This window comes from Candidatus Hydrogenedentota bacterium (assembly GCA_035416745.1).
Classification (GTDB): Bacteria; Hydrogenedentota; Hydrogenedentia; order Hydrogenedentales; family SLHB01; genus UBA2224.
Genome location: DAOLNV010000025.1, coordinates 12,164 through 38,337, shown reverse-complemented (window position 1 = coordinate 38,337; position 26,174 = coordinate 12,164). Strand labels below are relative to the sequence as shown.

Sequence of the window (26,174 nt, the reverse complement as noted above, 5' to 3'; positions counted from 1 at the left end):
CCGGGGCGCGGCTACTCCCACTCGATGGTGCCAGGCGGTTTCGAGGTGATATCGTACAGCACCCGGTTGACGTGCCGCACCTCGTTACAGATCCGGTTGGCGATGCGCTGCAAGACCTCCGGCGGGAACCGGAACCAGTCGGCGGTCATGGCGTCTTCGGACGTCACCGCGCGCAGCGAGCACACTTCCTCATACGTGCGCTCATCTCCCTGCACGCCTACGCTTCGAACGGGAAGCAGGCACACCAGCGCCTGCCAGATTTCGTCGTAGAGGCCGGCCTGCTTGATTTCCTCGATGAAGATGGCGTCGGCGTCGCGCAGGGTATCCAGGCGCTGCCTGGTCACGGGGCCGACGCACCGAACCCCGAGTCCTGGCCCGGGGAAGGGGTGGCGGCCGACAATCTCCTCCGGCAGGCCCAACTCGCGGCCGAGGGCGCGAACTTCGTCTTTGAAAAGCTCGCGCAATGGTTCGAGGAGTTCCATCTTCATTTTCCCGGGCAAACCGCCGACGTTGTGATGGCTCTTGATGGTTACGGAGGGGCCGCCGGTCGCGGAAACGCTTTCGATCACGTCGGGGTACAGCGTGCCCTGGGCCAGGATCTCGGCGTCCCCGATCTTGCGGGCTTCCTCCTCGAACACATCGATAAAGAGGTTGCCGATAATCTTGCGTTTTTGCTCGGGGTCGCTCACGCCCGCCAGCGCGGCGAGGAACCGGGTCTCGGCATCGACGTAGCGCAGGTCGACGTGAAAGTTGTCGCGGAACACCCTCTGAACCAGGCCGGCTTCGCCTTTCCGCAACAGTCCGTTATTCACGAAGACGCAGGTGAGCTGGTTGCCGATGGCGCGATGGATAAGCATGGCCGCTACGCTGGAATCCACTCCGCCGCTCAATCCGCACAGCACATGCCGTCCGCCCACCTGCGCGCGGATACGGGCGATCTCTTCCTCAATGAACGAGCCCATGGTCCATTTGCCCGAGAGCCCGCAAATCCCGTGGAGGAAATTGGCCAGGATCGCCGCCCCCTCGGGGGTATGAACGACCTCCGGATGGAACTGGACGCCGTACAGTCTGCGCGCCGGGTCGGCAATGGCCGCGTAGGGGCAGTTCTCGGTCGTGCCCAGCACCTCGAACCCCGGGGGAAGCGCGGTGACGGCGTCGCCGTGGCTCATCCAGACCTGTGTTCTCGGCTGTACCGCTTTGAACAGCGCGCCGCCGCCCGTTTGAGCGAGATGAGCAATGCCGTACTCGCGCTTATCAGAACGAGTCACCTTGCCGCCGAGCATGTGGGCAAATAACTGGACGCCGTAACAGATGCCCAGGATGGGCACGCCTAGATCGAACACCTCGGGGTCGGGCAACGGAGCGCCCTCGGCATGCACGCTGGCCGGGCCGCCGCTGAAAATGATCGCGCCGGGCTCGAGACCGCGCAGCACTTCGATGGAGGTGTTGTAGGGGAGAATAAGGCTGAACACACGGCTTTCGCGCACGCGTCGCGCGATCAGCTTGCTGTATTGCGCCCCGAAATCCAGCACCACGACGGGGTTGCGCTCGGCCTGCATGCGGCTCACCTGGGGACCTGGTAATTGGGGGCGTCTTCGGTGATGGTGATGTCATGGGGATGGCTCTCGCGAATGCCGGACGCCGTCACGCGGACGAATTGCGTTTTGGTTTGGAGTTCCGCGATGGTGCGGCACCCGCAATACCCCATGCCCGAGCGCAACCCGCCCACCAGCTGGTGCACGTAATCTGCCAGGGGCCCCCGGAACGGCACGCGCCCTTCGATACCCTCGGGCACCAACTTGCCGGGGTCCTCGTCAAATTGCATATAGCGTGTTTTGCTGCCGCGCTGCATGGCCTTGACCGAGCCCATCCCGCGGTGAACTTTGTATGTGCGGCCCTCGTAGAGGACGGTCTCACCGGGACTTTCGGCGGTCCCGGCGAAGAGGCTGCCGATCATGACGCTGTCGGCGCCGCCGGCGATGGCTTTCACGATATCGCCGGAATACTTGATGCCCCCGTCCGCGATAACCGGGATATTGCGTTCGCGCGCCACGGCGACCACTTCCATGATTGCGGACAACTGAGGCATGCCGGCGCCCGCGATGACCCGCGTGGTGCAGATCGAGCCGGGGCCAACGCCCACCTTTATGGCGTTCGCGCCGGCGTCGATCAGGTCTGTCGCACCCTCGCGGGTCACGACGTTCCCCGCGATCAAATCAATCTGGGGGAACGTCTCCTTGACGCGGCGCACCGTTTCAATGACCAGTTTCGTGTGCCCGTGCGCGGTGTCCACGACCAGCACGTCCACGTTCGCGTCGACGAGCGCCCGTGCGCGGTCCAGCTCGCCAGGTCCGACACCGAGGGCGGCGCCGGCGCGCAATCGGCCCATCGCGTCTTTGCAGCTGGCGGGGTAATCGCGGGCCTTGATAATGTCCTTGATGGTGATCAATCCGACGAGGGTGCCGTCCTTTTCGACAATGGGCAGCTTTTCGATGCGATGCTTGTGGAGCAGTTCCTTAGCGGCTTCCAGTGTCGTGCCGGGGGGTACCGTTACCAGATGGTCTTTGGTCATCACGGACTCGATCGGCACGTCGAGATTCTCCAGGAAGCGGCGGTCGCGATTAGTCAGGAGGCCGACGAGCTTGCCGTTCTCATCCACAATGGGCACGCCGGACACGTGAAACCGCGCCATGAGGTTTTCGGCCTCCTGCACGGTGTCGTGGGGGCGCAGCGTGATCGGCGAGGTGATGATGCCCGCCTGGGACCGTTTGACGCGGTCGACCTCCGAGGCTTGTTCGTCGATACTGAGATTCTTATGGATAATGCCCAAGCCGCCCTCCTGGGCGATGGCGATTCCCAGACGCGCCTCGGTCACGGTGTCCATGGCGGCGCTAAGGAGCGGAATATTCAGGGAAATGTTGTGGGTCAGGCGCGTGGTGGTGTCGACGTCTCGAGGAAGCACTTCTGATTTCGCGGGGCGAATCAGCACGTCGTCGAAAGAAAGGCCTACCGTGATGCGATCATAAGCGTCCATGGTTCTCTATATCCCAACCGGAGTGCCAGATTTTGAACAAATGGAAACCGGCATTATAGAAACGCCGATTCCGAGTGTCAAAATTCGATGCGGGCGTGCGACGGGTGGCGTTTGACATGCCGGGTTGCGTTGACTGCCACCGCTTCCCGTGATATGCTCAGTTGTCAAGAAATACCTGGAGATGCAGGTCCTTGGGGGCGGCATGTACGAGACCTTTTACGGGCTGCGTGAAAAACCGTTCAACCTGACCCCGGACCCCCGGTTTTTGTATCTCAGCGAGATGCACAAAGAGGCATTCGCGCATTTGATTTTCGGGATTCGGAACCGCGTCGGGTTCATCATGGTTACGGGCGAGATCGGGACAGGCAAGACGACTATTTGCCGGTCGTTGCTGGGCCAACTCGATCAGGACGTGGAGTTGGCGTTCATTTTCAATCCGTGCCTGTCGCCCGAGGAGTTGTTGCGTAAGATCAACGAGGATTTCGGGATCCGGTCTCGGGCGATTTCGGTTAAGGGCCTGATCGACGAACTCAACACCTACCTTCTAGACCGTCATTCCAAGAACAAGAATTGCGTGCTGGTAATCGATGAGGCCCAGAACCTGACGCCCCCGGTGCTCGAGCAAATCCGGTTGTTGTCGAATCTCGAGACCGAGCGCCAGAAGCTGCTCCAAATCGTGCTTATCGGCCAGCCGGAGTTGGCAGAGCATCTCGAGTTGCCCGAATTGCGGCAGCTCAACCAACGAATCACGGCGCGCTACCATCTCAAGCCCCTGGGCGAGAAGGAGACCCTTCAATACATCGCCTACCGGCTTCGTATCGCGGGGGGCATGCGGAAGGTGCGCTTCACGCGCAGCGCCATCAAGAGCGTGTACCGGCACTCGAAGGGCACGCCGCGGGTCATCAATGCGATATGCGATCGCGCGCTGCTTATCGGATACGCCAAGGAGACGCGCGACATCACCCGGGGCTTGGTGAAACAAGCTGCCCGTGAAATCCGGGGCCAGCGGGTCCGGGCCAGGAAGAGCACAAGTTTTCTCAGCCGGTACGTGCCGACCCCGCGCCTGGCGGGCGCGGCGGCGCTCATCGTGCTGGTGGGGCTCTTCATCATTTCGCCATTGGCCGGGCGGCTGGATTCGCTGGTGGCCCTGTTGAATAGTCCGCCAGCTCCGCCCGCTGCGGGGCCGGCTCCAGCGCAAACGGCCGTCGAAAGGACCGAGCCCGCGCTGGCAACCCCCGGGGAGTCGTCCGAGCCAGGGGACGGATCGGAAGGGTTTGAAGAGTTTGAAGGGTCAGAAGGGTTTGAAGGGTCAGAAGGGGTCATGCCGGTCGCGGAAGCCAAGTCAGCTCCCGAGCCGGAGGTTGTGGCCTTAAAGGCGGAAGCGCCTGAACCACCCCAAGAATCCGCGCCCGCAACGGAATCCGCGCCCGCGGGAGAACCCGCGCCCGCAACGGAGCCCGAGCCCGTAACGGAGCCCGCATCCGAGCCCGCACCCGAACCCCAAGACACCGTGGCGGAAACTGAAACGTCGGAGACGGTCAGTCCTGTCCCGTCCGAGCCTGCTCCCGCACCCGTTCCCGAGAAAGGAATTGATGGGCAGACTTCCGGCGCGGCGGTTGTTCCAGATGCCTCGAAACCCGTCGAGGAAACGCCGCCTCCCCGGAAACCGGGCGTTCTTGACGCCATTGCGCTGGTTGCCGCCGTGGTGCCCCGCGACGAGGCGTCCGCCGCGGCCCCGGACGAGTCCGGGTCTTTGGCGGATAACGCTCTCCCTGCCGCTGAGGTCGTGGCCGATGCGCCGCCGCCGGAGGCCCCGGCGATCGAAGCGAAGGACGCTGCCGATGCCGCGCCTCCAGCCGCAGCGTCCGCGGAAGAGCTGTCCTCACCTCAAGCCGAGGGTCCCTCACAGAGTTTTGTGGAACAGCTTCATGGTTTGGACCCGGCGGAAGCCCTGAAAACGGCTGCATCGAGCCTGTTACAGGCTTGGGGCATGGCGCTTCTTGCCGATGCGCCTGCGGGAGACGGTGTGCGGTATATTGGCGAGTTTGCCTCGGCCTACGGTTTCACGGTGGAGCCGTTGACGCCCAGTCTGACCGAGTTGGAGGCGTTGAATCTTCCCGCCTTCGTGCGCGTGGGTACGGGAGACAAGGTGTTTTGGCTTGCGCTGCTCTCGCTCGAAGAAGGCAACATTCGCTGCTCGACCGGAAGCGGGAAGACCGCGCTTGTGCCGCGCGAAGAGTTTGCCAAGACCTATCTTGCGCAAGCCGCCGTACTCTGGCGCGACCCGGCGCCGGACGCCGAAGTATTGAAACCGGACATGCAAGGCGACCAGGTGCGCGCACTTCAGCACCGCCTGCGCCAGCTCGGCCGTTACGAGGGCGAATTGACCGGCATTTACGACGCTGCGACGACGAGAGCCGTGTCGAGGTTGCAGTCCGAAACAGCATTGAAGCAGGACGGGAAAGCCGGCCGCCAGGTGCGGATGGTTCTGTGCAGTTGGCTTGCGGATTTTCCAACGCCGGCGCTGGACAAGAGGGGCGCGGTCAGTCCGGTTCAAACCGCGAGTGCGCCTGGTTCGGACGATGCGGCGCCTGGTTCGGACGATGCGCCCTCCCCGCCTCCGGAAACGCCGTCACCTTCTGTTGAGACCATGCAGGTGAAAGAAAGCGAGACAGCATCAGGGCAGGAGTTGCCCGCGCCCGCGGATTCGGGTAACACAAACGCAGAGGCCGCCGTATCAGAAACGCCCTCCGACGCCGCGCCCGCGCCGGCGCCGGAACAAATCGAAGAGGCTGCCGCAGGAACCGTGGACTCGGTGGCGCCGGAGGATGCGCAGGAAAAGGCGCCGGAGACGACGGTGCCTCTGGTGACTGTGGTAGACTTGCCCCAGCAGGGAGATTTGCCGCCATCTCCGCCCTCGCGCGACGTTGAAGCGCTGTTGGCGGAGGAGGTATATGGGAAGGAAACGCAAAAGACGCGTGAGGAGGTGACAGCTCCGCTTTATACGGGGGCGCCGCTCGTGCCTCATAGCAGCGACGAGGCCGGGCCCGCGCGTGGGGAAGACGGATGAGTTCGATTCTTGATGCGCTCAACAAGGCGGAAGAGGAGCGCAATGCCGCGGAAGATGCGCTGGCGCGCGGGTTCGACGACCTGGATATCGAGGACGAGTTGACCGGGCGAACCGCCGCGAATGGCGCACGCAAGCTGCGGTCGCCGTGGACTCCCCTCAATGCGTTGGCGCTGAGCGTGGCCTTCGTAGCCGTTGTCGCGGCCGTTTCAGGCGGGGCTGCGGTGGTCACACTTCATCTCAGGAATGAAGCCAGCTTGTTCGACGGGAGCGCGCGTTCCGCCTATCAGGAGCAGCCCATGGCGGCGGTGGCGCCGATTCAGCCCGTCGCGGAAACCCAAACCATCGTGCGGCCGGCGCTCTCGTCAGGGGCGGCGGAATCCGTAGAGACTGTCGCCCACCAAGCCACTGCTTCCCCGGCCCTTGCGACTGGCGACCCCGCACCATCCCCGTCGAATGGGCCGACAGCGACGGAAGCCGCTTCGAGCTCGACATCTCCCGCTGAGAATGCTGCCGGCGCGACACTGGTGGAACCCGCGCCCGTCGCGGAGATTGTCCCGCCGCCACCCGTCGCGGCAGAGACGTCCGCTGTCATCACGCCCACTCCCGCGCCTGGGCCGGCTCCCGCGGAACCGGCGCCGCCATGGGAGCCGGAAGTTGTGGTTCCCGATACGCCGGCTGCCCCGGCCGCGCCGCCAAAGCATGCTATGGCCGCGTCGACGGATACGCTGCCCGAGCCCGCTCCCGCCTATCCAGACACAGCGGAAGCAGCCGAGCCGGTTGCGGCGCCTGTCTCGCGGAAGACGCCCACGATCTCTCAGGATACCCCTTCTGGTGAAGTGGATATCATGACCTTGCCGGAATTGACGGATTCCGAGCGGCGCCGTCTTCAATTGCCGGAGATTACCGTGAATGTCGTGGGGCGTCCTTCGAAATACCGGCCTCAACCGTCTGCCATGATCAATTTCAGCCGCGTTGTGTTGAATGAGTTTATCCCCGGCACGAATGCGCGGCTCATCGGCGTCAGTCTTCACGGGATCGGCATTCAAGTGGGCCAGGAGCGCTATTTCGTGCCGAAGTGAGTGTTTTGGACGCGTTTAAGGAAGCCTGACCAGCCGGCGCAGACGGGCCACCTCTTCGGCGCGCAGCCACCGCCATTCCCCCGGTTTGAGGCGTCCCACCTCGATGCCTGCGAACTGAACGCGCCGGAGCTTGGTCACATCATGACCCACCGCCGCGCACATGCGCTTCACTTCGTGTTTGCGGCCTTCGCGGAGGGTGAGCCGCACACGTGTCTTGTCTTTTTGCCGCGACAGGATCGCTACGTCGGCTGGCGCGGTACGGCTGTCACTAAGCGAGACGCCGGACGCGAGCTTGTCGAGGGTTTCCCGGGTCACGTGCCCCTTTACCGTAACCACATACGACTTGGGCACGCCGTATCTCGGATGGGTCAGCCGCTGGGCCAGCTCGCCATCATTTGTCAGCAACAGAACGCCGCTAACGTCGAAATCGAGCCGGCCTACCGGATAAACGCGGGTGCGCACACTCGCGAGATGGTCCATCACGGTTTTCCGGCCGTGGGTGTCTTGGGCCGTGGTGACGGTTCCCTCCGGCTTGTTGAGAAGGATATACGCAGGCCTCTCGCGCCGGATGGGTTTCTCATTCACACGTACGTCGTCGGCGTCGGGCTCGATCTCACAGCCAATGGCGGGAACCACGCCATTGACGGTGACCCGTCCTTCCCGGATCAGCTTCTCGGAGGCGCGCCGCGATGCGACGCCGCATAGCGCGAGATACCTCTGCAAGCGCATGGTCATACCCCGCTACGCCGGGCGCCGGGGCATGTGCGGGTGAATGCTGACACAAGCAAACGTCTTTGTGATACGAACACCGAATGTCCCTCGCGCCGGTTACACGGTTTCGCGCAATTCCTTGATGGTTGGCAGCTCTTTGAGGCTCTTGATGCCGAAGTGGGCAAGAAACTCGTCGGTGGTGCGGTAAATCTTCGGGCGTCCCACCGTTTCCGCGACGCCCGCCACCTTAATGAGGCGCTTCTCGCGCAAGATCTCGAAGGCATAGGAAACGCTTACCCCGCGGATGCTTTCCACGTCGGCGCGGGTACACGGCTGCTTGTAGGCAATGATGGCCAGCGTTTCCAGTGCGGCCTTGGACAATCGATTGCGTTTCTTGATCTGAAACATGCGGCGGATGTAGGGCGCGAACTCGCTGCGCGTCGCCAGTTGGTAACCTCCGGCGATCTCCCGCAACACATACGGCGCATGCCGCTCCTCGAGTTGTTCGCGCAGTTCCGCAAGCAGGTTCCGCACGACGTCGTAGTCGACGTTCCCCAACGCTTCCGAGAGCCGGTCTACGCTGACGGGTTTGTCGGACACAAACAGAAGCGCATGCAGCACGCCGCGGGTCTCATCGCGGCCCAGTTGCTCGACGGGTTCGAGCTCGTCTCCCTCGTCGTCCCATGCAGCGTCTTCCTCTTCCGCGCAGGGCCGTTCGAAGGGTTGCTCCTCCACGGCGGAGGTCTCGTCTACGGCCGCTTCCGTTTCTTCGGCAGCTTCGCCCGCCCCGGAGGCCTCTAGTTCTTGAATATCATCGTTTGCCATCGCGCTTCTGCAATTCGTGCTACAAGGTCTTTCCCAATGCCTTGAGAATGGGCTGTATTTCGGCCATGAGCTTCTTGAACTTCTCCGGTTTCAACGACTGGGCGCCGTCAGAGAACGCCTCGGCCGGTCTTGGGTGGACTTCCACCATGATGCCGTCCGCTCCGGCCGCTACCGAAGCTCTCGCCATGGGAATCACCAATTCCCAGTGGCCGGTGGCATGGCTGGGATCCACGACCACCGGCAGGTGGCTGTACTTTTTCAGCAGCGGCACCGCGCTGAGGTCAAGGGTGTTCCGGGTTTCCGTCTCGAACGTCCGGATGCCCCGTTCGCACAGAATGACCTGGTGGTTTCCCTCGGACATGATGTATTCGGCGGACATGAGGAGTTCGTTGATGGTGGACATCATGCCGCGTTTCAGGAATATGGGTTTGCGCGTTCTCCCAACCGCTTTCAGGAGGCCGAAATTCTGCATGTTGCGCGCGCCGATCTGCAGGATGTCGGCGTGTTCTTCGACCAGCGGCACCTGCTCAGGATTCATCACCTCGGTGACGAACGGCATGCCGGCTGCGCGACTGGCCTCCTGCAGAAGGTGCAGCCCCTCCTCTTCCAGACCCTGGAAACTGTACGGCGACGTGCGCGGTTTGTATGCGCCCCCTCGCAGCACCGCGGCGCCCGACTCCTTGACCAGGCAGGCGGTCTCTATGATCTGCTCGCGCGACTCGACCGAGCACGGGCCCGCCATCACGCAGAACCGCCCCCCGCCAATCTGCGCGCTGCCCACGTGATAGACACTGTCTTCCTTACGGAGTTCACGCCCCGCAAGCTTAAAAGGCTTGAGAATCCGCACGACGCTCTCGACGCCGGGAAGCGACTCGAGGGATTGCAGGCGATCCTTGCCCCGCTCGTCGCCGACCGCCCCGATGACGGTGCGCTCGACGCCTTCGATAAGATGCGCTTGATAACCGAACTCCTGAATTCTCTCGACGACGCGGTCGATATCCTCCTTTTTCCGGGAGGCCATTACGATAATCACGGTTTATGTCCCTCGTCACAAAGTCTGTTTGAAGCCGAAAGGCATGTCATACGCAAGAAGCGGATTATACCCTTCGCCCGTGAACCAACGCAAAAGCTAAATTGCACGATCCGGGTATCGGGACGGTACCGCACGACGTCCGTCCGGCAGATCCGAACGACGGCAAGAAGAAACCCCCTCCCCCCGCCCTCTCCCCCGGGAGGGGAGGAATCCTGCGCAGCAACCCCAATCGGCCGGATAAGAAAGCCCTCGCTGGAGGGATCTTCTTGTCTCCATAAAGACAGGAATGAACTCACACGGAGACACGGAGAACACAAAGATTGAATCCTGCGTAACAGAATGAGACAGGAAGCATCATTGTGGCGTGCGCGGTGGCGCTTCATCGCGAGATGGGTCCCGGGCCGTTGGAAACAGTGTACGAAGCGGCGCTTGCAGGCGATCTGGAGGCCGGGGTCGGCGCGTGGCACGGCAAGTTCCCATCCCAATCGAGCTTCGCAGGCTCCAATTCGACGAAGGGTTTCGTGCAGACCTCATCGTGGAAGATACCTGTTCTTGTGGAACTCAAATCCGTGGAAAATGTCACGAAGGCGCACCACAGGCAGGTGTTGACCTATCTGCGGTTGACGGGTATCAGGCACGGCTATGTACTCAACTTCGGCGAGGCTTCAATGAGGGACGGCATTCCCCGCATCATAAACGGAGACATTGAGCAGATTTCGCTTCGGCGCGGGCGCCATTTCCTCCGTGTCCGTTGTGTCTCTGTGTGAGTTTCCCCAATCGTCGTGTTATCCGGCGGTTTGGGCAGCAACTGGCATCTTGTGAGCCCGCCTGGCCCGGCCCCCGATTGCCGGTGGTTACCGTTCCTGGTACTGCTTGCGGTAATACTCCAGAAACTCGCCGGTCTTGATCTTTCGCCACCACCACTCGTTGTCGCGGTACCACTTGACGGTGAGGGCCATGCCCTCGTCCCAATCCATCCGTGGCGCCCATCCCAGGGCTCTAAGTTTGGCCGCGTCGATCGAATACCGCCTGTCGTGGCCCGGCCTGTCCTTCACAAGCTGGATGAGTTCCCGGCTCTTGCCGGTCAGTTCCAGGACCTTGTGCGTGAGCACGATGTTTCGCCGCTCGTTGCCGCCCGCGATATTGTAGATCTCTCCGGGCCGGCCGCGGTGGAGCGCCGTCTCGATCCCCCGGCAGTGGTCTTCGACGTAAAGCCAGTCTCGCACGTTGTTTTCACCGCCGCTGTACAGCGGCAGAGGTTGGTTATCCAGCGCGTTGGTCACAAAGAGAGGGAGGACCTTTTCCGGGTACTGATACGGGCCGTAGGTATTCGAGCCCCGCGTGATGATGATCGGGGTGCCGAACGTGTTGAAGTGGGCCAGGGCGATCAGTTCGCCGCCCGCCTTGCTCGCCGAATAGGGGTTTCCCGGCCGGGGCGGCGATTGTTCCGTGAACGACCCTTCGTCAATGCTGCCGTACACTTCGTCCGTGGAGACGAGGAGCACCCGCGGCGTATCGAGTTCTCGGGCTGCCTCGCAGATGTTGTGCACGCCGGCCACGTTTGTAGCGATGAAGTCGTCCGCGCCCATGATGCTGCGATCCACGTGGCTGCCCGCCGCGAAGTTTACGACGGCGCCGCACCCTTTCATGGCCGCCCTGATAGCCTCCTTGTCGCAGATGTCGCCTTTGATGAACGTGTGCCTGCGTTCGTCGATGCCTTTGAGATTGTCGAGGTTGCCCGCATAGGTCAGCTTGTCGAAGGTGACGATGTGCACATCGGGATAGGCAGCCAGCATGCATCGTACGAAATTCGACCCGATGAATCCTGCGCCGCCGGTCACGACGATTCGCTTCATATCCGTTGTTTCCTTCGCTCCATGTAGTGTGCCAGGGCCTGCTGCCATGGACGCATGACGTATCCGCAGGCCTTGGTAAGCCGTTGCGTCGAGAGGGCGGAAAAGGCAGGCCGGGGCGCTTGGGAAGGGAACTCCTCCATCGTACAGGGCATCACGGGTGTCGTCACGCCTGCCAGGCTGAATATCTTGCGGGCGAATTCGTAGCGCGAACAACATCCCCGGTTGACCCCGTGATAGGTCCCGTATGCGGTGGTCCTGCACAAGGCCCGCGTCGCTTCGGCAAGATCGAAGGTGTGGGTGGGACAGCCTACCTCATCCTGCACGACGGTCACCTCCGGTTGCGTCTCGGCGGCCCGCAGGATTTTCTCCACGAAGTTGTTTCCTCCGGGCCCGTACAGCCAGGCGGTCCGCACGATGAAATGATTCGGATTGGCGGCGCGGGTGGCTTCCTCGCCGGCTGCTTTCGATTCTGCGTAGACGCCACGCGGCATGATGGGGTCTTCAGGCTCGACCTCTCTGTCGTGCGCGCCAAAAAACACGTAGTCCGTGCTGAAATATACGACCGGCGCTCCGGCCTGTTTCGCGGAGGCGGCCACATGGCGGGCCCCTGTTTCGTTCACGTCAAATGCGCCCCGCCGATCGTTCTGCGCCCCTTCAACGTCCGTATAGGCGGCGGCATTGATGACAAGGCCGGGCCCGCAGTGAGAAACGATGGCCTCGACGCCCTTCGCGTCCGTAATGTCGAGTTCCGGCAGGTCCGCGGCAACGACCTCGCAGTCCTCTTGAAACATACGGCACAACTCGGACCCGAGCTGACCCTTTGCTCCGATGATCAAGACCTTCATCCCTGAGTACTCTTTTCTGTTGAACTCCGGCTGGCCTCGAAGGGTTCACCTGATTTTATCAGACCGCGGCAAACAAGTCTTCCCCATCGCCTCCGGAGCTAAAGATTCACGCTTCTTCTGCCGATAGTCCAAGTGACGATAGTTGAAGCCGTAAGCATCTGGGCAGAGTCCCAAGATTTGTGCTGCCTGCTGTGCCGGGGTGTTGTCCCGCACCCCGCGCAACGAATGCTTACCCTCCTTGAGTGCGCCGCAATGTCCCAGTTGTGGCGCATTTCTTTACTGGCCCGAGGCCGGCCCCTCTCCTTGATGATGACACATGCCCCGCAAGCCCGGTTTGGCCCGCCCGTGTTCCGTCGCAGACCGGCCGCAGGCGCTCGTTGCTGCATGACTCGAGTGTCGTGTGGTGAGAGGGTTCAGAGGCGCTAAAGTCTTGCGGGAAACGCGCCGATAAATGGAGCGTACCGGCCAAGACACGGAGGTCAAGGCCTTCCAAGACACGGACGTCGCCCCTATAAAGGCCTTAGAGCTTTTCGTGAGTTTGGAATGGTCGGGGCGAAATCATCCCACCGCCCGGAAAAGCTGCATACAAGGTCTTGCTCTCGCAAATGCGCTACGGTTTCCCCGCGGCGCATTTGCCTTTTGAGGGTCGCGGGCTCATTCGTAGAGCACTTCCAACAAGAATAATCCTTGCGGCGGGGCGGTATGACCGTGATACGGCCCGGGCTGCCCGAGTACGTGCTCAAGGCGGGAGGCCGGCGCATGTCCCCGGGCGATTTCGACCAGGGTTCCTGTGATATTTCGCGCCATTTTGTACAGGAACCCGTCGCCATGGAACGTGATGCGCCATGCGCCGGGGCAGGTCTCGGGCCCGACGACGAGGCCCTGCTCCAGTTTTACGGAGAAGAGAGTCCGGGTGGTGTCCTGTATGGAGCTCCCGCCTCCCTGGAAGCCCGCGAAGTCGTGCGTTCCGGCAACCCGTCCTGCCAGCGCGCTCAGCAGTCCGAAATCGAGGTTCCAGGGAACGGTCCACGCATACCGGCGAAGGAGCGGGTCGGGATAGCGCGCCATGTGCAGCACGTAGGCATAGCGTTTCGAATGGGCGCTCTTGCGGGCATGGAAACCGTGTGAGGCTTGCTCGAGCGTCTCGATGCGTATGTCGGGTCCAAGCATCTTGCACAGGGAACGCCGCAGCCTGGCCAGGTCGGCATCCTCCGGCCATTCCCACGAGCACACCTGGCCCAAGGCGTGCACCCCGGCGTCCGTGCGCGAAGCTCCGTGCACGCTTACGGGCCGGTTGGCAATCTTCGAGAGAGCGGCCTCGATGCTGCCCTGCACCGTGCGTTCGCCGGGTTGCACCTGCCACCCCGCGAACGCCGTTCCCTCGTAACGGACTATGGCCTTCAGCGTCTGGTGTGCCTGGCCCGGCTCCGGGACATTCTCTTCGTCTTTTTCCATGGCACCGGATTATAACCGGCCGCGTGGGTCTTGTCAGTGGTTGTCAACACGGGGCGCATGCGGGACGTTTCGAACAGGACGGATTTGCGCGTCTGGTTTGACACCGTTCGCGCGTCTCCGTTAGGCTGTTGAAGGGCGAGGGGCCCCGTGTAGACGTTCGGCGCCCCCCTGCCGTATTCGACAAGGAATGCTGGAGAAGAGGTAATGAAGCGTCTTGTTTGCGTCTCCGTGATTGCTCTGATGGTTGCTGTGGGCACTGGATGCAATGCCCAAGGCCGGCAGCCCCGGCTTACCATGGCGACGATTACCCCCGCCCGTCTCCGGCCCGGTGATACTGCCGTGCTCACGGTCAAGGTGGAGCGGGACCGGTTCCATATCGTCGACAAGGTCAGCGGCGTGGTGCGTGAAGACCGTCACACGACGTTTAACCTCAAGGACGACGGCAATCCTCCGGATGCGGAAGCGGGCGACGGGATATGGTCGATGCTGGTGACCGTGCCGTTCACGGCGCCGCCCGGCGGTTTCACGCTGGAACTCTCTGGCTACGATGCGCAGGGCAGCGTGATCCCGGTGCGGGGGCCTCAGGGCGGCGAAATGCCCATGTCTACCTCCCTCGTGTTCAGTATCGAGCATCCCGTTGCGGAAGACGCCGAACAAGGCACGCCCGAAAACCAATCCGCCGGGAGCAAATGATCTTCAATGGCCTGGGTGATGATGCTTGCCGCCGTCATGGCGTCGCCAGACGTGTTCTTTGTCACGGTGGACACCTTGCGCGCCGATCATCTCGGCATGTACGGATACGAACGCCCTACGTCGCCCAACCTGGATGCCCTTGCCGCGAAATCCCTGCGTTTCGACAACTGCGTGTGCGAGGTGCCGCTCACCTCGCCATCGTTCGGCTCGATGCTTGCGTCGCGCTATCCGCGCAGTACTGCCACGACGCGAAACGGCCTGCCCATGCCGGCGTGGGCGCCTTTGGCAACCGAGCGGTTTTACGCGGCGGGGTACCAGACGATATGCATCCAGAGCAACTGGACGTTGAAAGCCGATCTGTGCGGGCTTGACCGCGGGTTCGAACGTTACGATGCCGATTTCCGCACGAGGCGCTGGGGTGTGCTGAAATCGGAGCGGTATGCCGACGAAGTTTCCAGGAGGGCGGTGGAGGCCATCAAGACGCGCGACCCCGGCCGGCCGCTCTTCTGTTGGATCCACTACTCCGACCCTCACGCGCCCTACCGGTATCACGAGGGCTTCGACCCGTGGGGCATCCCGCTCCGAAAGCTTGGCGACATCGAGCAAACCCGCGCCCGGTATGACTCCGAGCTTGCGTATGCCGACCACCACATCCAAGAGGTTTTGAGCATCCTCCCCAAGGAGAACGCCTTTATTGTATTCGTGGCGGACCACGGTGAAAGCCTGCACGAGCATAACTATCTCGGACATGGCCGCCGCGTGTATCAACCCGGCGTGCGCATACCCCTCTTCATTCATGGCCCGGGAATCCAGCCGGGAGTGACGCACCGCCCCGCGCGCGCACTGGATATCGGCCCCACCCTGCTGGGGCTCGCCGGTCTGGAACCGTTCCCCGGCATGGAAGGCGTGGACCTCCTCAACGGGAATGTGCCCGACGGACGCGTGCGGGTCTTCGAGACATACGGGGGCGCCGTGCCCAATCTGCCCGGGGCGAAAGCCATCATGGGCGACCTGCCTTCGATGCGCCAGGCCGTCATCGATGGCGCCTGGAAACTCATCATCGACGGCCCTCGCGATGAATTGTTCCATCTCGAAGATGACCCGGGGGAGCTGCAGAACCTGTCCGGCGCACGCCCCGGCGACGTGGCGCGTCTGCGCAAGTTCATCGAGGAGTGGGACGCGAAGACGCCGCGTATAGCGCCGAAGAAAGCCGAACTCTCCGCGGAGGATATTGAGGCCCTGGAAGACCTGGGCTACGTCGAGTGACCAAACTAGTCGAGGAGATGGGGCAGCGGATTCACGGGGCGGGCGTTTTTCCGTATTTCAAAGTGAAGGTGGGGACCCGTAGACCGCCCTGACGTTCCCACTTTTCCAATGACGGTGTTCGAATCGACCGTCTCGCCTTCTTTCACGAGCCGCTCCGAGAGGTGTCCGTAGCGCGTCTCGGTGCCGTCTTCATGCCGGACAACCACGAGCCGCCCGTAATCGCCCCGCCAGCCGCTGTAGGTGACTCGCCCCTCTTGCAGGGCATAAACTTCCGTGCCCTTGGAGGCGGCAAGGTCGACGCCGCTGTGCTTCTGGGCTCGGGCTGTGAACGGGTCCTTGCGCAGGCCGAACCCCGAGGAGAGCCAAGCAGGGCCTCCCAGCAGTCCGTTGAACGATTTTTCGATTCCCTCGGCCGCCTCGGACGCGGTGTCCTCTTTCAGAATGCCAGCAAGGGCTTCCTTAGCCTGCATCGCGGCCTTCTTTGCTCTCCAAAGGGCCTCGGTCCGCGGATTCGAGACGAGGGAAGGGCCTCCCAGGCCTGAGAATTCAGATTCCCCGCCCGTTCTTGCCGCCCGTGATGGCGCAGTGGCTGCTGAGACTCCCTTGGCGGGGGTATCCAGGATAGATACGTCGACCTTCTGGCCCGCGACGATGAAATTGGCGTCCGCGATGCCGTTGTGGCGCGCAACCTGTTGAACCGCATCCGAAATCGCCGAGGCATCGGCGGGACGGGCCTGACCGCACAGATGCGCCTTGCAGATCGACCACAACGTTTCACCCGGCCGCACGGTATGCGCTACCGGGGAGGTTTTGCCGCTCGAAGACTGCGCTGCCGATTTCAATGCTCGCTGGAAGGCCCCGGGCGCGATGCGCCGGCGCGAGACCGTATAGTCTGGGGTCGCCTTGGCGAGCTGAATCGCTGTTGCGGTTACGTTCATCGTACTCCCCGGGATTGAACTGCCCCTGTCTCAGGGGAGCAAACGGCGTGCCTTCTGCGCTGCACCGTTGCAAATCTATGCATGACAAGCCTTTACAGGAAAGTGGCGGCGGGGACTGGCCCCTCGCCGCCGGAAGATATTGCCTCGCACCCGGCTAAATGTGCAGAGTAAGCGGCGGTGAAGCGCTTTGAGCCGGTCAGGAGCAGGCCGTACGCGGACGCGTGACACCTTGCGGCCGTCTTGCACGTCCCGCATAATCGCTACCTCAACGGAGGCTGTGACGATGAAGTTCTGGGCGGTGTTTGGGAGTATTTGCGCGCTCGCGTCAGCCGCGCTGGCTGTTGAAGTCCTGTTTACGGACGGGCCCCAGGAGTTTGGCGGCCGGAAGTACTACTGGCTGGCGGAGTGGAAGCTCGACGTGACCCTGCCGGAAGATGTGGCTGCTGAGGACCGCTTTGAGGTGTTGTTCGGCAGCAAGGGTCCCGACAAGCGGACGCTCCACTTCACCTACGGCGAGGTGTCGGGGTCGCTGGCGGAAGTCCGGGAACAACCCTACGAATGGCTCGAGCTCCCTCTCGGTAAACTGGAACCCGGCAGGCACGTGGTTCTTTTTGGCCGGGAACAGCAGGGGGTGGCGTTTATCGCGGGCGTGCGCCTGTTGGGGAGCGCGACCGCGCCGTTGACGGTTAACCCAGTGCGCACGGCCCGGATTTCGACCGGCGGCGGCGATGCACTTGTGTGGGCGGACCTGCCCGGATTCGAGATGAACGGCGAAGTCAACACGCTCTGGGATCCTTCGCCGAATGAACCTGACTGGGCCCGCGCGAAACGGTCTGCGCGCTATGCCGGCATCGCCCTCGGCAAGGTACAGCGATGGCTGCACGAAGTCTGTCTCCCGGTGAGGGACGACAAATCGGGGCTGTTTCGGCCAACCGGCGCTGAGTGGAACTACCGCGATACCGCGGCGGATTGCTATCCCTTTTACGTCTGGGCCGCCTACTACACCGACAAGGGGATCCTGGATACGGTGATGCTTGAGACGCTCGAGGCGGAACAGCGCCTGTGTAACCACGTGGACCGGCTTCCCGTGCATTACGACATGGACAAAGGGGAGAAGGTCGTGACCGATTTCGACACGATGATCTTCGGCGCGAGCGAGTATGCCAAAGACGGGCTCGTGCCGATAGTCGAGATCACCGGCAGAGAATATCCATGGTACGGCCGCATGCGGGGCATCGCCGACGACATCTTCAAGCATGCGCCGTACGAGACTCCGTACGGACTGATCCCTTCAACGAACGTCGAGGTCAACGGCGATCTCCTCCAGATCCTGCCGAGGCTGTATTGCATGACCGGTGAGAACAAATACCTCGATTGGGCGCACCGTCTGGCCGACCATTATCTCCTGCCCGGCGGCTTCGTTCCCGATCGCCTCTCGGACCACGGTTGCGAAATTATCGGCGGGCTGGGATTGCTGTTTGCCGTCGACAGCACCGCCGACCCTGAAAAATGCGAGCAGTACCGTCCGCATCTCGAGTACATGTTCGACGAAATCCTCCGGCGCGGCACGAATTCCGATGGCGTCATCATCGGGACCCTTCAGGCTGAGCCGGGTCCCCACGACGGCGTCACGCTCCGGGACGGATGGGGGTACGACTTTGTCGGATTCCTCGACTACGGCCTGGCGCTGAAATCCAACCGCTACGGCGAGGCCGTGCGCCGGCCCATGACAAATCTGCTCAAGCCGCGCTACAAGGAGTTCAATTGGGACCACGGCAGCCGCGACAACGTGGCCGACTCGGTCGAGGGCGGATTGTATCTGCTGTACCGAATCCCCGTTCCCGAGGCATTTCTGTGGGCCGACCGGGAGATCGCCACGCTGCTCGTGGACCATACGGACCCGAACCGTTTGTGGGGCGTGCACAAGCTCGAAGCGAACACGGTGCGGACCGTGCTCATCCACACCATGCTGCACACTCGCAACACCATTGCCCGGCCCTGGCGTCAGGGCCTCGAGTTGGGCGCAGCGCCCTGCGGCGGCGGCATCTGCGTGTTCATGGCGTCGAGCGAAGCCTACGACGGCCGGCTCGAGTTTGATGTGCCCCGCCACCGTATCACGATGGGTTTCGAGCAGGACTGGCCCCGCATGAACGCCGTGCCCGAATGGTTCACCGTCGAGCCCGATGACGCGCACATGTACGCGGTAGAGAATGTCGACGCGGGAACCACCGAGCGTGTCTCCGGCAAATCGCTCAGCGAGGGCCTGCCCGTGCGCATCGAGGCCGGGAAGTCGCTGCGGCTGGTGGTGAAGCCTCACGCGGGGACGGAATAGGCGGGCCTATCCTACAGGTCTTACGCGACCCACAAGTCGGCATGCCTGTAACCCGGCCGGAATCTCAGGAGCACCCCCGGTCAGGACTTCGTGTCGCTCGCGCCCCAGACCTCGTGATCTTCGTCGAGGAACGCCGTGCGGGGGCGGGTCATCCCCAGGCAGACCGCAATGAGCAGGCCTGCCAGGATGATCATGAACGCGGGACCCAGGCCCTTGGATACCTTGACCACCTCCATGAAAGCATCGCTGTAGGGCGGGAACCCCAGGGCGTTATATGCGTAGGCGGTCAGCGGCCACGTGCCCCAGTACAGCAATTGGAATGACAGAACGAGCAAGACACTGCCGCCCAGGGTTGTCCACACGCGGGGATTAGGTTCGGGCCGGACAGGTCTCACTTTCGCAAGACGCCGGGCAAACAGCAACGCCGCCACAAGCGCTGCGCTGACCGTCAGACCCAGCGAAATATAGAATATCGACAGTGGAAGCACCGAGCCATAGTCGATCAAACGGACAACCACACGGTAGGCAGGGCCCAAGGTCAAGTAGATTCCCCTGAGGACGAAGTATCCCGCCTCGAGCAGGGATACAACGAGAAATGCCAGTGTGGTGGCCTTTGGCGCTACCTCCGCTTCCATGATCAGCCCCCCTCTTGATGGCGGCGCCCGGTTGCGCAGGCCCTCCCGGCTGCCGGACTGCCCGCGCCGAAACCCAGGTCTGCTTCGTCAATGCGCATGTTCCCCGCCCGAACAGTTCATGTTTCCGGATAAATGGCTTCGTCGTGCCAGACCTTCCACATCAGCTCATAGCGCTCGAGGGGAAGTCCCGTGAACGCGCAATTGCTGGTCGAAAAGATATACCCGCCTCCGGGCATGCCGTGTTTGATGCAGTATCGCGCTGATTCGATGACCTCCTCGTCAGTGCCCGATGTGAGGAGCCCGCAATTGACATTGCCAATCAAACACACCTTGCCGCCGTAGAGACGCTTCACCTCGGCGATGTCGACGCCGCCCTGGGGGTCGAGCGAGTGCAGGGCGTGCGGTCCCGCATCGACCAACTGATCGAGGATTGGCATGATGTTGCCGTCCGTATGTTTAATGACATGAAACCCCATTTCGCGCATTCCCGCGACAACGCGCTTGAGGTAGGGCGTAATGAGCACCGCGAACAGGTCCGGCCGGAGGAAGGGGTTGTCGTTGAAGCAGTAGTCCGCGCACAGGGCGAACCCGTCCAGGCCGCCGTGGGCTTTCAACCGCTCGCACGCGGCCAGCTGCTCGTCGACGCGGCGGTCCGCCGTGTCCATGGCGTCGTCCATACGCTCGTAGAACCACGCGGCCTGCTCGAGCATATCGCTTCCCGAGGGGATCGAGTACGTGGGATCGCCGTGCATCATGAGGAAATAGTCGTTCCCCGACTTCTCGCGCACGAGGTCGATGAGGCGCAGGGATTCGTCCTCGGTGTTCGGGTTGGGGTGGAGAAAGATCGCGCTGTGCTCGTATTTGCGGGCGGTTTGAACGTGGATTTCGGCCATTTCGTTTCGGTGAAGCGCTCGTTCCGACTCGGTCATCTGATCCCATTGCGCGTAATGCCGCTGGCTCGGATGGAGCTTCCCGAAGGCCTCCATCGTGAGGAAAAAGACGAGCTCGAAATGCGGCACCCGCCCGGGGATGGGGCGGCGCTCCAGTGCGGCGATAAAGCGTTCCCGCGGCGTCATGTAACGTGTCCTCCATGCCCCTGTAACGAGCGTGATTATCGCAGATGAGAGGCGGAAGAAGAAATGAGGGTTGGCGATCAGGGGGCCGCAGCGTTGCTGCACCAGGCAAACCGGGGCAATTGGAGATGTTCGGCGGGATAGGCTATCCTCGAAACCGCATGGTGCGCGAGGAATCCATGAAATGGTCGAGAGCATGAACCACGTCGAGCGTTTCCGGGCCGTGATGAATTTCGAACCCGTCGACCGTTTGCCGCGCTGGGAGTGGGCGATGTGGTGGGACAAGACCATTGACCGCTGGCACGGGGAGGGGTTGCCACAAGCGCTGACGGACGTTTTTGAGATTCACGAATACTTCGGCCTCGACCCCTACAAACAGTTCTGGCTCAGCGCGAAAGAGCCCACTATCCATGCGGTTCAACATCATATCGACGGCGGGGTCTCGGACATGGACGACTACCGGACCTTCCTGCCCTATTTGTATCCGGACCACTCCAAAGCCATCGAATCAATCGAACCCTGGGCCGCGCGTCAGGCCAAAGGCGAGGCGGTGGTCTGGATCACCTTGGAAGGGTACTTCTGGTTCCCGCGTACATTGATGGGATTCATGAAACTCATGTATGCCTTCGTCGAGCAGCCGGAGCTGATTCACCGCATGAACGAGGATCTGCTGCGCTTCAATCTCGGACTGCTCGACCAGATCGAGAAAGTGTGTGTGCCAACCTTCATGACCATCGCCGAGGACATGTCGTACAACAACGGCCCGATGATTGGCGAAGACATGTTCGAGGAATTCGTGGCGCCCTATTACCGGCGCATGCTCGCGCGAGTGAAGGAAAGGAACGTTCTGACCATAGTGGACACGGACGGCGACGTAACGCTGATGGTCCCTTGGCTGAAACGGGCGGGCGTGGACGGCGTTCTTCCGCTCGAGCGGCAGGCGGGGGTCGACGGCATGACGCTGCGCACGCAGTTTCCCGATTTCGCCCTCGTCGGGCACTTCAACAAGATGGTCATGCCGAAGGGGGAGGGCGCGATGCGCAAGGAATTCGAGCGCCTCGTGCCGCTCATGGAAACGGGAGGCTACATCCCCAGCGTGGACCACCAGACGCCGCCGGGAGTGTCGCTGGAGCAATACCGCGCGTATCTCAGGCTCCTGAAGGAATACACGGCGGTACGGTGACGACCCGCAGTGCCCGGGGCGTTCTTCGTCCGCCGGGTGACGCTGCCGAGGCCCGCTTCCTGAGCCTCTCAGCCCATCACGGGTTTCTGGAACTCGAGGCCGCAGTACAGGCAGCGGTAGTGCTTCGATGCGGAGACCCGGCCGCACGACGGGCATTTGACCGGCGTGTTGGAGATTTGCCCGTCCTGAACGCCGTCGCGCAGGTCAATCTCCCGGACCAGGTTCTCGAAATCCTGATCGGTCAATCCGAGGCGCTCGCGCAGCAGTTCCCACAGGGCCTGGCTCAAGAGCGTCAGACGGCCGACCTGATGCTCCAACTCCCGCACCTGCGCCATCAACTGCGGGGTCAAATCCCGCCGTTCGCCCCCGGCGCCAATGTCGTCGGTCACGTTCCGGAACCCGCCGATCCAGAAGCCCATCAATCAACCCTCCTTGGCCCGCTCGAACGTGCCGACAGGATAACCGTTTTCGTACGAGATCACGTAAACGCCGCCCGGGACTTCGTAGCGAATGGCCTCTTTTCGCTCGAAATCGGTGGGACCCTGCCGGACAACGAGGTCCGGACTTCCGGGCGTCAAATACTTGTCCGCGGCGTAGAAGACAATGCGGGTGCGGTCGCCCATGGGATGCCCGGTTGATTGGAACGTCTCGCCATCGAGCATGTCCTTCGTGACCCAGATGGCTTCGACGTCCATCCCCGAAGCTTCCATGTTGGCCACCATCTCGCGGGCGTCTTCGACGGGGCACACGGCGTCTTCCGCGCCGTGCACGACGATCATTTTCACGCTGTTCCCGAGTTGTCTCATGGCGGCAAGGTGCCCGGGGTTGCCCACGTACCGCAACGCCTGGGCGCCATGGCTGAGGTAGCGCGGACTCTCAGGGTCGGGACTGTACCGCGCATCGAGTTCACTGCCGCCGTCGAGATTGAATGCGATGTCGCCGGTAAGCCGGGCCATGCCGCACTTGTCGATGCAGCACGCGAAAGTGCGCGGGGCCAGCTTGTTGGCCATCAGCGTGACGTTCCCGCCGCCGGACCCGCCGGTGCAGTAGATGCGGCCCTTGTGGAAAGCGGCCCCGCGCTCGTCGAGCCCGTGATACACCAAGTAGAGTCCGCGCAAGGCATCGAGCGCCTGCAGGTACCCGAAATCGTAGGGTGGATCATGCTCCTCGCCCGGACCGCTCTGCAGGTAGTCGACGCATATCGCTACGACGTTGTACCGGCTGGCCAGCTGTTCGGGATCTGCCGTGCCCGTGTGGAACGTCCCGCCCCAGTTGTGCAGATCAAGAAACAGGCCGGTCTCGGCACTCACGTTGGCCAGAGCGCCGCCGGGATAGGTAATGTAGACTTTGACTTCGCGCGGACCCGGCTCGCGCGGCCATTCCTGCGCCGGAATCATGCATTCGGCATTGGTCTCCGGCAGCGTAGGCCAGATGCCGGTTTCCCCGCAATATCCCGCAGAACCTATCAGCATCAGACAGCCCGTCCCAATGATGAGAACGCTCTTCGCCACCGCTCTTCCCTTAATTGAACGCCACTTTCGCGAGATAGATGCTCGTTTTGCCCTCGTGCGAGGAATAGTAACTGACCCAAAGCAGTCCGTCGTGCCAGACGAGGCCCGGATAGCTGGTATCGCCGCCGGACGGCAGCGTAAGCACCTCGGTCAGCGTGCCGTATTCGGGGTCGAGTATGCAGATGCCCGTACGGACCCGACGGTCGTACAGCCGCACCGCGCCCACGAACCGCCCGTCAGGGATCTGAATCATGCACGGCCCGCCGATGCGCGCCCCAAGGTCCTGCCACGTCCATTCCGTATAGGGCGGTTTTGACGTACCGAGCAACCCGGTGTTCAACGGAGCCGGGCTGTCGCGCCGCAACAGGCACAGGGCGGTGTCGTCTTCGAGGAAAATGATGGACGACTCGTTCGAGTATTCGCCCGACCGCAACGCGGGTACGAGCGTCTCAAAACTGCGCCCGTCCGTGCTCTTGTACAACCGGATGCTGCGTTCGCCTTCTTCCACGGTCGCGTAGCCGATCCCGTAGCAGGTGCCTTTATGCCAGGTAACCCGCCACATCCAGAAGTTCGGGTCCGCGACAGGCACGCCTTCGCTCCAGCTGCGCCCGTCCTCGGAGAAATAGGCCATGGTCTGGTGGCTGGCTACCGACTTGTCGTGAAACGCCGCGGCGCCCGAGAGCATAAGCTTGCCGCCGGGCGTCACCGTGATCTGGGCATCGCGCAAATCCGCCGTGCCGGAGGTTATCAGCGCAGCCGATTCCCACTGCTTGCCGTCCTTGGAGACGATGATGCGCAACGCGCCGTCCGGGGATACGTGCGCCTGCCCTTCGCGGAACACGCAGAACCATTCATCCTTGAACCGGACGAGATTCGTGAAGGCGTTGTGGGGCGCCTGATCCCAGATCTTGTATTGCTCAACCAGAGTGGCTTGTGGTTTGCGTCCTTCGCTCACGGGCAGCCACTCAATGCCGTTGGGCGTGGCGTGCAACCGTTTCGCGCGAATGCTCGAACCTTCCCCCTCCTCGTAATACACGATAAGCACGGACCCGTCATCGAGGTTCACCATCGAGGGGTAAGCCCCGCCCACCGAGTCCACCGGAACGTTCTCGCTCCAAGTCGCGCATTCGTCCAGGCTGTAGTGCAGGCTCGTAGCGGGGAGGCGGTGCGCCATGAGGATGATGTCGCCGGCCGCCCGCAGCAGGTACGGGCAGTGCCCGGGAAACCCGAACGGTTCCGACACGCTCCAGGTCAATCCGCGGTCCTTCGATGCGGACCACGCCATTGTCTCGCCGCGCCCGCGTTCGGCCGCGAACAGGTCGCCGTTTTTGAGCTCGATGATGTCGGTTTCGGCATCGAGGGGCATGCCGTTGTTGTCGATGTCAATCACATTGCCCCAGTTTGCCCCGTCGTCATCCGAGATGGTTACGGCGCCCCAGCCCCGTCCGTCCTGCTCCGCGTACAGGCCCAGGATGAGGCGGCCGTCTGAAAGCTGCCGGACCGGCGAGCTGCAGTAGTAATTCGTGGCAATTTGTTGCGGTTCCGACCATGTCTTGCCCATGTCCAGCGACGTGACCATCCACGTGCCAAGGCCTTCCCAAGAGAGCTCGGCCCCATCCTTTTTGCGCAGCGAGAAGTAGTTACAGATGAGCTTGCCGGTCTTGGTCTGCATGATCGAGGGGTCGCGGTCGTCGTCGGGGCCGTCGTACAACACCTTTGCGGCGCTCCAGGTCACGCCCTCGTCTCTGGATACGCAATACGAGACCCGGCCGCCCCTGGGCAACTGCTCGTTCGGGAGCGCAACGTGCCCGTACCCGGCGTAGAAGACGCTCATGAGACGCCCGTCCGACAAGCGGCACACGTCAGGAAACGCTTCATAGGCGCCCGCGTTGGCGTCGGTACACAGACGGATAAACATCGGCTTGGGAATGGTGAATGTGCCCTCGGCGGGCGTCGCCGCGCCGGTGACGACAATATCTTTCACGTGGACCAGGCCCTGGCCGGCATAGAAACCGATTCGCCCCGCCTGAATCGCGGCGTCCTGCGCTTCATACAGGACGGCGCCGTTCAACGATACGCGCAGGGTATTGCCAACGCATGCCAGTTCGCCTTCATGCCACTGCCCCGCCGGTTTGTCGAGCCCGCTCACGCGCTTGATCTCGATCCACGAATTCGACGCGTCCGACCGGCACAAAATGGCTTGGCCCCTATCATAGTGAACGTAGTAACAGGTGAACGCATCCGTGGCGCGCACTGCAAACCCGCATGCCAATACGCCCTCCTCCCGCGGCTCGACCAGGAACTTGGCTTTCAGGCTGACGTCGCCCCAGACAAACGGCGTGAAGAACGCCCGAGTCTCTTCGGCGCGGCCATCGAGGACCAGTTCGCCGTTCCGGATGGCAGCCCTCTCATCCGAGAACACCCACGCATCGGCGGCATCCGGTTTCGAAAGATCAACCGCCAACTCCTGGCCCGACGCCTTCTCGAAACTCGCACCCAGCACCAAACCCGCGAGGCATAGCAGCATAACTGTCCGCAGCATGGCGATATCCCCTTTCGCGGGACGCCCAAACCCGGCGTCCCTTCTTTTGTCGATGAACTGATTTCAGAAAGCCGATTGTAGACGCCTCAAGAA

The 26,174-nt window shown here is 62.4% G+C and carries 21 protein-coding genes; 7 read left to right on the top strand and 14 right to left on the bottom strand.

The features are described 5' to 3' along the window. Positions 1-11 precede the first annotated feature (11 nt). Together guaA and guaB are read right to left on the bottom strand one after the other, a co-directional pair. Positions 12-1,559, bottom strand: a complete 1,548-nt coding sequence (gene guaA, locus PLJ71_10050) for a glutamine-hydrolyzing GMP synthase (GenBank protein ID HQM49022.1) — start codon at positions 1,557-1,559, stop codon at positions 12-14. Between the two features lie 5 nt (positions 1,560-1,564). After that, positions 1,565-3,034 (bottom strand): IMP dehydrogenase, encoded by a 1,470-nt coding sequence (gene guaB, locus PLJ71_10045; protein ID HQM49021.1) that lies wholly within the window; start codon positions 3,032-3,034, stop codon positions 1,565-1,567. 181 nt (positions 3,035-3,215) lie between these two features. On the opposite strand from guaB, the gene PLJ71_10040 reads away from it, so the two are divergent. Together PLJ71_10040 and PLJ71_10035 are read left to right on the top strand one after the other, a co-directional pair. After that, positions 3,216-6,104 carry an AAA family ATPase gene (locus PLJ71_10040; protein HQM49020.1) on the top strand — a complete coding sequence of 963 codons (2,889 nt, stop codon included), beginning with the start codon at positions 3,216-3,218 and terminating at the stop codon, positions 6,102-6,104. Then, the gene (locus tag PLJ71_10035) at positions 6,101-7,183 is read left to right on the top strand and encodes a hypothetical protein (protein ID HQM49019.1); all 1,083 of its coding nucleotides are present in this window, start codon (positions 6,101-6,103) and stop codon (positions 7,181-7,183) included. Before PLJ71_10040 ends, PLJ71_10035 begins: the two co-directional genes overlap by 4 nt. Positions 7,184-7,198: 15 nt before the next feature. Here PLJ71_10035 and PLJ71_10030 read toward each other — a convergent pair whose 3' ends face one another. From PLJ71_10030 to aroF, 3 genes are all read right to left on the bottom strand, one after another. Continuing rightward, positions 7,199-7,912: a pseudouridine synthase gene (locus PLJ71_10030; GenBank protein ID HQM49018.1), complete on the bottom strand. Its 714-nt coding sequence runs from the start codon at positions 7,910-7,912 to the stop codon at positions 7,199-7,201. A 99-nt stretch (positions 7,913-8,011) separates the two neighbouring features. Next, positions 8,012-8,719 carry an SMC-Scp complex subunit ScpB gene (scpB, locus tag PLJ71_10025; protein ID HQM49017.1) on the bottom strand — a complete coding sequence of 236 codons (708 nt, stop codon included), beginning with the start codon at positions 8,717-8,719 and terminating at the stop codon, positions 8,012-8,014. 19 nt (positions 8,720-8,738) lie between these two features. Then, a complete protein-coding gene (aroF, locus tag PLJ71_10020) occupies positions 8,739-9,740 on the bottom strand; it encodes a 3-deoxy-7-phosphoheptulonate synthase (GenBank protein ID HQM49016.1) in 1,002 nt (333 codons plus the stop codon). A gap of 368 nt (positions 9,741-10,108) precedes the next feature. Between aroF and PLJ71_10015 the strand changes: the two genes are divergently transcribed. Continuing rightward, complete coding sequence (locus PLJ71_10015) at positions 10,109-10,519, top strand: GxxExxY protein (GenBank protein ID HQM49015.1); 411 nt, start codon at positions 10,109-10,111, stop codon at positions 10,517-10,519. Between the two features lie 87 nt (positions 10,520-10,606). Here the strand turns inward: PLJ71_10015 and rfbB are convergent, their stop codons facing one another. The 3 genes from rfbB to truA all read right to left on the bottom strand — a co-directional run bounded on the left by rfbB (position 10,607) and on the right by truA (position 13,908). Then, entirely contained in the window at positions 10,607-11,608 is a 1,002-nt protein-coding gene (gene rfbB, locus PLJ71_10010; protein HQM49014.1) for a dTDP-glucose 4,6-dehydratase, read from the bottom strand. Beyond that, a complete protein-coding gene (gene rfbD, locus PLJ71_10005; GenBank protein HQM49013.1) occupies positions 11,605-12,453 on the bottom strand; it encodes a dTDP-4-dehydrorhamnose reductase in 849 nt (282 codons plus the stop codon). The genes rfbB and rfbD overlap by 4 nt, the downstream gene beginning before the upstream one ends. A gap of 654 nt (positions 12,454-13,107) precedes the next feature. Further along, positions 13,108-13,908, bottom strand: coding sequence for a tRNA pseudouridine(38-40) synthase TruA (truA, locus tag PLJ71_10000; protein ID HQM49012.1), 801 nt, complete (start codon positions 13,906-13,908; stop codon positions 13,108-13,110). A gap of 204 nt (positions 13,909-14,112) precedes the next feature. On the opposite strand from truA, the gene PLJ71_09995 reads away from it, so the two are divergent. Together PLJ71_09995 and PLJ71_09990 are read left to right on the top strand one after the other, a co-directional pair. Next, positions 14,113-14,601: a hypothetical protein gene (locus PLJ71_09995; GenBank protein HQM49011.1), complete on the top strand. Its 489-nt coding sequence runs from the start codon at positions 14,113-14,115 to the stop codon at positions 14,599-14,601. A 6-nt stretch (positions 14,602-14,607) separates the two neighbouring features. Next, positions 14,608-15,867, top strand: a complete 1,260-nt coding sequence (locus PLJ71_09990) for a sulfatase (GenBank protein HQM49010.1) — start codon at positions 14,608-14,610, stop codon at positions 15,865-15,867. Between the two features lie 5 nt (positions 15,868-15,872). Here the strand turns inward: PLJ71_09990 and PLJ71_09985 are convergent, their stop codons facing one another. After that, complete coding sequence (locus PLJ71_09985; GenBank protein HQM49009.1) at positions 15,873-16,805, bottom strand: M23 family metallopeptidase; 933 nt, start codon at positions 16,803-16,805, stop codon at positions 15,873-15,875. A gap of 283 nt (positions 16,806-17,088) precedes the next feature. Between PLJ71_09985 and PLJ71_09980 the strand changes: the two genes are divergently transcribed. Further along, positions 17,089-19,137, top strand: a complete 2,049-nt coding sequence (locus PLJ71_09980) for a hypothetical protein (protein ID HQM49008.1) — start codon at positions 17,089-17,091, stop codon at positions 19,135-19,137. A gap of 80 nt (positions 19,138-19,217) precedes the next feature. Here PLJ71_09980 and PLJ71_09975 read toward each other — a convergent pair whose 3' ends face one another. Next, on the bottom strand, positions 19,218-19,772 hold the full coding sequence (locus PLJ71_09975) for a hypothetical protein (GenBank protein ID HQM49007.1): 555 nt from the start codon (positions 19,770-19,772) through the stop codon (positions 19,218-19,220). A gap of 116 nt (positions 19,773-19,888) precedes the next feature. After that, complete coding sequence (locus tag PLJ71_09970) at positions 19,889-20,848, bottom strand: uroporphyrinogen decarboxylase family protein (GenBank protein ID HQM49006.1); 960 nt, start codon at positions 20,846-20,848, stop codon at positions 19,889-19,891. 181 nt (positions 20,849-21,029) lie between these two features. Between PLJ71_09970 and PLJ71_09965 the strand changes: the two genes are divergently transcribed. Further along, positions 21,030-22,028, top strand: a complete 999-nt coding sequence (locus tag PLJ71_09965; protein ID HQM49005.1) for a uroporphyrinogen decarboxylase family protein — start codon at positions 21,030-21,032, stop codon at positions 22,026-22,028. A 68-nt stretch (positions 22,029-22,096) separates the two neighbouring features. Here the strand turns inward: PLJ71_09965 and PLJ71_09960 are convergent, their stop codons facing one another. Genes PLJ71_09960 through PLJ71_09950 form a run of 3 tightly spaced genes read right to left on the bottom strand, consistent with a single transcriptional unit; the run spans position 22,097 to position 26,081 of the window. Then, positions 22,097-22,447, bottom strand: coding sequence for a hypothetical protein (locus tag PLJ71_09960; protein HQM49004.1), 351 nt, complete (start codon positions 22,445-22,447; stop codon positions 22,097-22,099). A gap of 3 nt (positions 22,448-22,450) precedes the next feature. Further along, complete coding sequence (locus PLJ71_09955) at positions 22,451-23,539, bottom strand: DUF2920 family protein (GenBank protein HQM49003.1); 1,089 nt, start codon at positions 23,537-23,539, stop codon at positions 22,451-22,453. A 10-nt stretch (positions 23,540-23,549) separates the two neighbouring features. Further along, positions 23,550-26,081: an exo-alpha-sialidase gene (locus tag PLJ71_09950; GenBank protein ID HQM49002.1), complete on the bottom strand. Its 2,532-nt coding sequence runs from the start codon at positions 26,079-26,081 to the stop codon at positions 23,550-23,552. Positions 26,082-26,174 lie beyond the last annotated feature (93 nt).

Bases quoted from the DNA above. Each gene is read 5' to 3' on its own strand.
- guaA (HQM49022.1), bottom strand. From the start codon at position 1,559: ATGCAGGCCGAGCGCAACCCCGTCGTGGTGCTGGATTTCGGGGCGCAA.
- guaB (HQM49021.1), bottom strand. From the start codon at position 3,034: ATGGACGCTTATGATCGCATCACGGTAGGCCTTTCTTTCGACGACGTG.
- PLJ71_10040 (HQM49020.1), top strand. From the start codon at position 3,216: ATGCAGGTCCTTGGGGGCGGCATGTACGAGACCTTTTACGGGCTGCGT.
- PLJ71_10035 (HQM49019.1), top strand. From the start codon at position 6,101: ATGAGTTCGATTCTTGATGCGCTCAACAAGGCGGAAGAGGAGCGCAAT.
- PLJ71_10030 (HQM49018.1), bottom strand. From the start codon at position 7,912: ATGCGCTTGCAGAGGTATCTCGCGCTATGCGGCGTCGCATCGCGGCGC.
- scpB (HQM49017.1), bottom strand. From the start codon at position 8,719: ATGGCAAACGATGATATTCAAGAACTAGAGGCCTCCGGGGCGGGCGAA.
- aroF (HQM49016.1), bottom strand. From the start codon at position 9,740: ATGGCCTCCCGGAAAAAGGAGGATATCGACCGCGTCGTCGAGAGAATT.
- rfbB (HQM49014.1), bottom strand. From the start codon at position 11,608: ATGAAGCGAATCGTCGTGACCGGCGGCGCAGGATTCATCGGGTCGAAT.
- rfbD (HQM49013.1), bottom strand. From the start codon at position 12,453: ATGAAGGTCTTGATCATCGGAGCAAAGGGTCAGCTCGGGTCCGAGTTG.
- truA (HQM49012.1), bottom strand. From the start codon at position 13,908: ATGGAAAAAGACGAAGAGAATGTCCCGGAGCCGGGCCAGGCACACCAG.
- PLJ71_09995 (HQM49011.1), top strand. From the start codon at position 14,113: ATGAAGCGTCTTGTTTGCGTCTCCGTGATTGCTCTGATGGTTGCTGTG.
- PLJ71_09990 (HQM49010.1), top strand. From the start codon at position 14,608: ATGGCCTGGGTGATGATGCTTGCCGCCGTCATGGCGTCGCCAGACGTG.
- PLJ71_09985 (HQM49009.1), bottom strand. From the start codon at position 16,805: ATGAACGTAACCGCAACAGCGATTCAGCTCGCCAAGGCGACCCCAGAC.
- PLJ71_09980 (HQM49008.1), top strand. From the start codon at position 17,089: ATGAAGTTCTGGGCGGTGTTTGGGAGTATTTGCGCGCTCGCGTCAGCC.
- PLJ71_09975 (HQM49007.1), bottom strand. From the start codon at position 19,772: ATGGAAGCGGAGGTAGCGCCAAAGGCCACCACACTGGCATTTCTCGTT.
- PLJ71_09970 (HQM49006.1), bottom strand. From the start codon at position 20,848: ATGACGCCGCGGGAACGCTTTATCGCCGCACTGGAGCGCCGCCCCATC.
- PLJ71_09965 (HQM49005.1), top strand. From the start codon at position 21,030: ATGGTCGAGAGCATGAACCACGTCGAGCGTTTCCGGGCCGTGATGAAT.
- PLJ71_09960 (HQM49004.1), bottom strand. From the start codon at position 22,447: ATGGGCTTCTGGATCGGCGGGTTCCGGAACGTGACCGACGACATTGGC.
- PLJ71_09950 (HQM49002.1), bottom strand. From the start codon at position 26,081: ATGCTGCGGACAGTTATGCTGCTATGCCTCGCGGGTTTGGTGCTGGGT.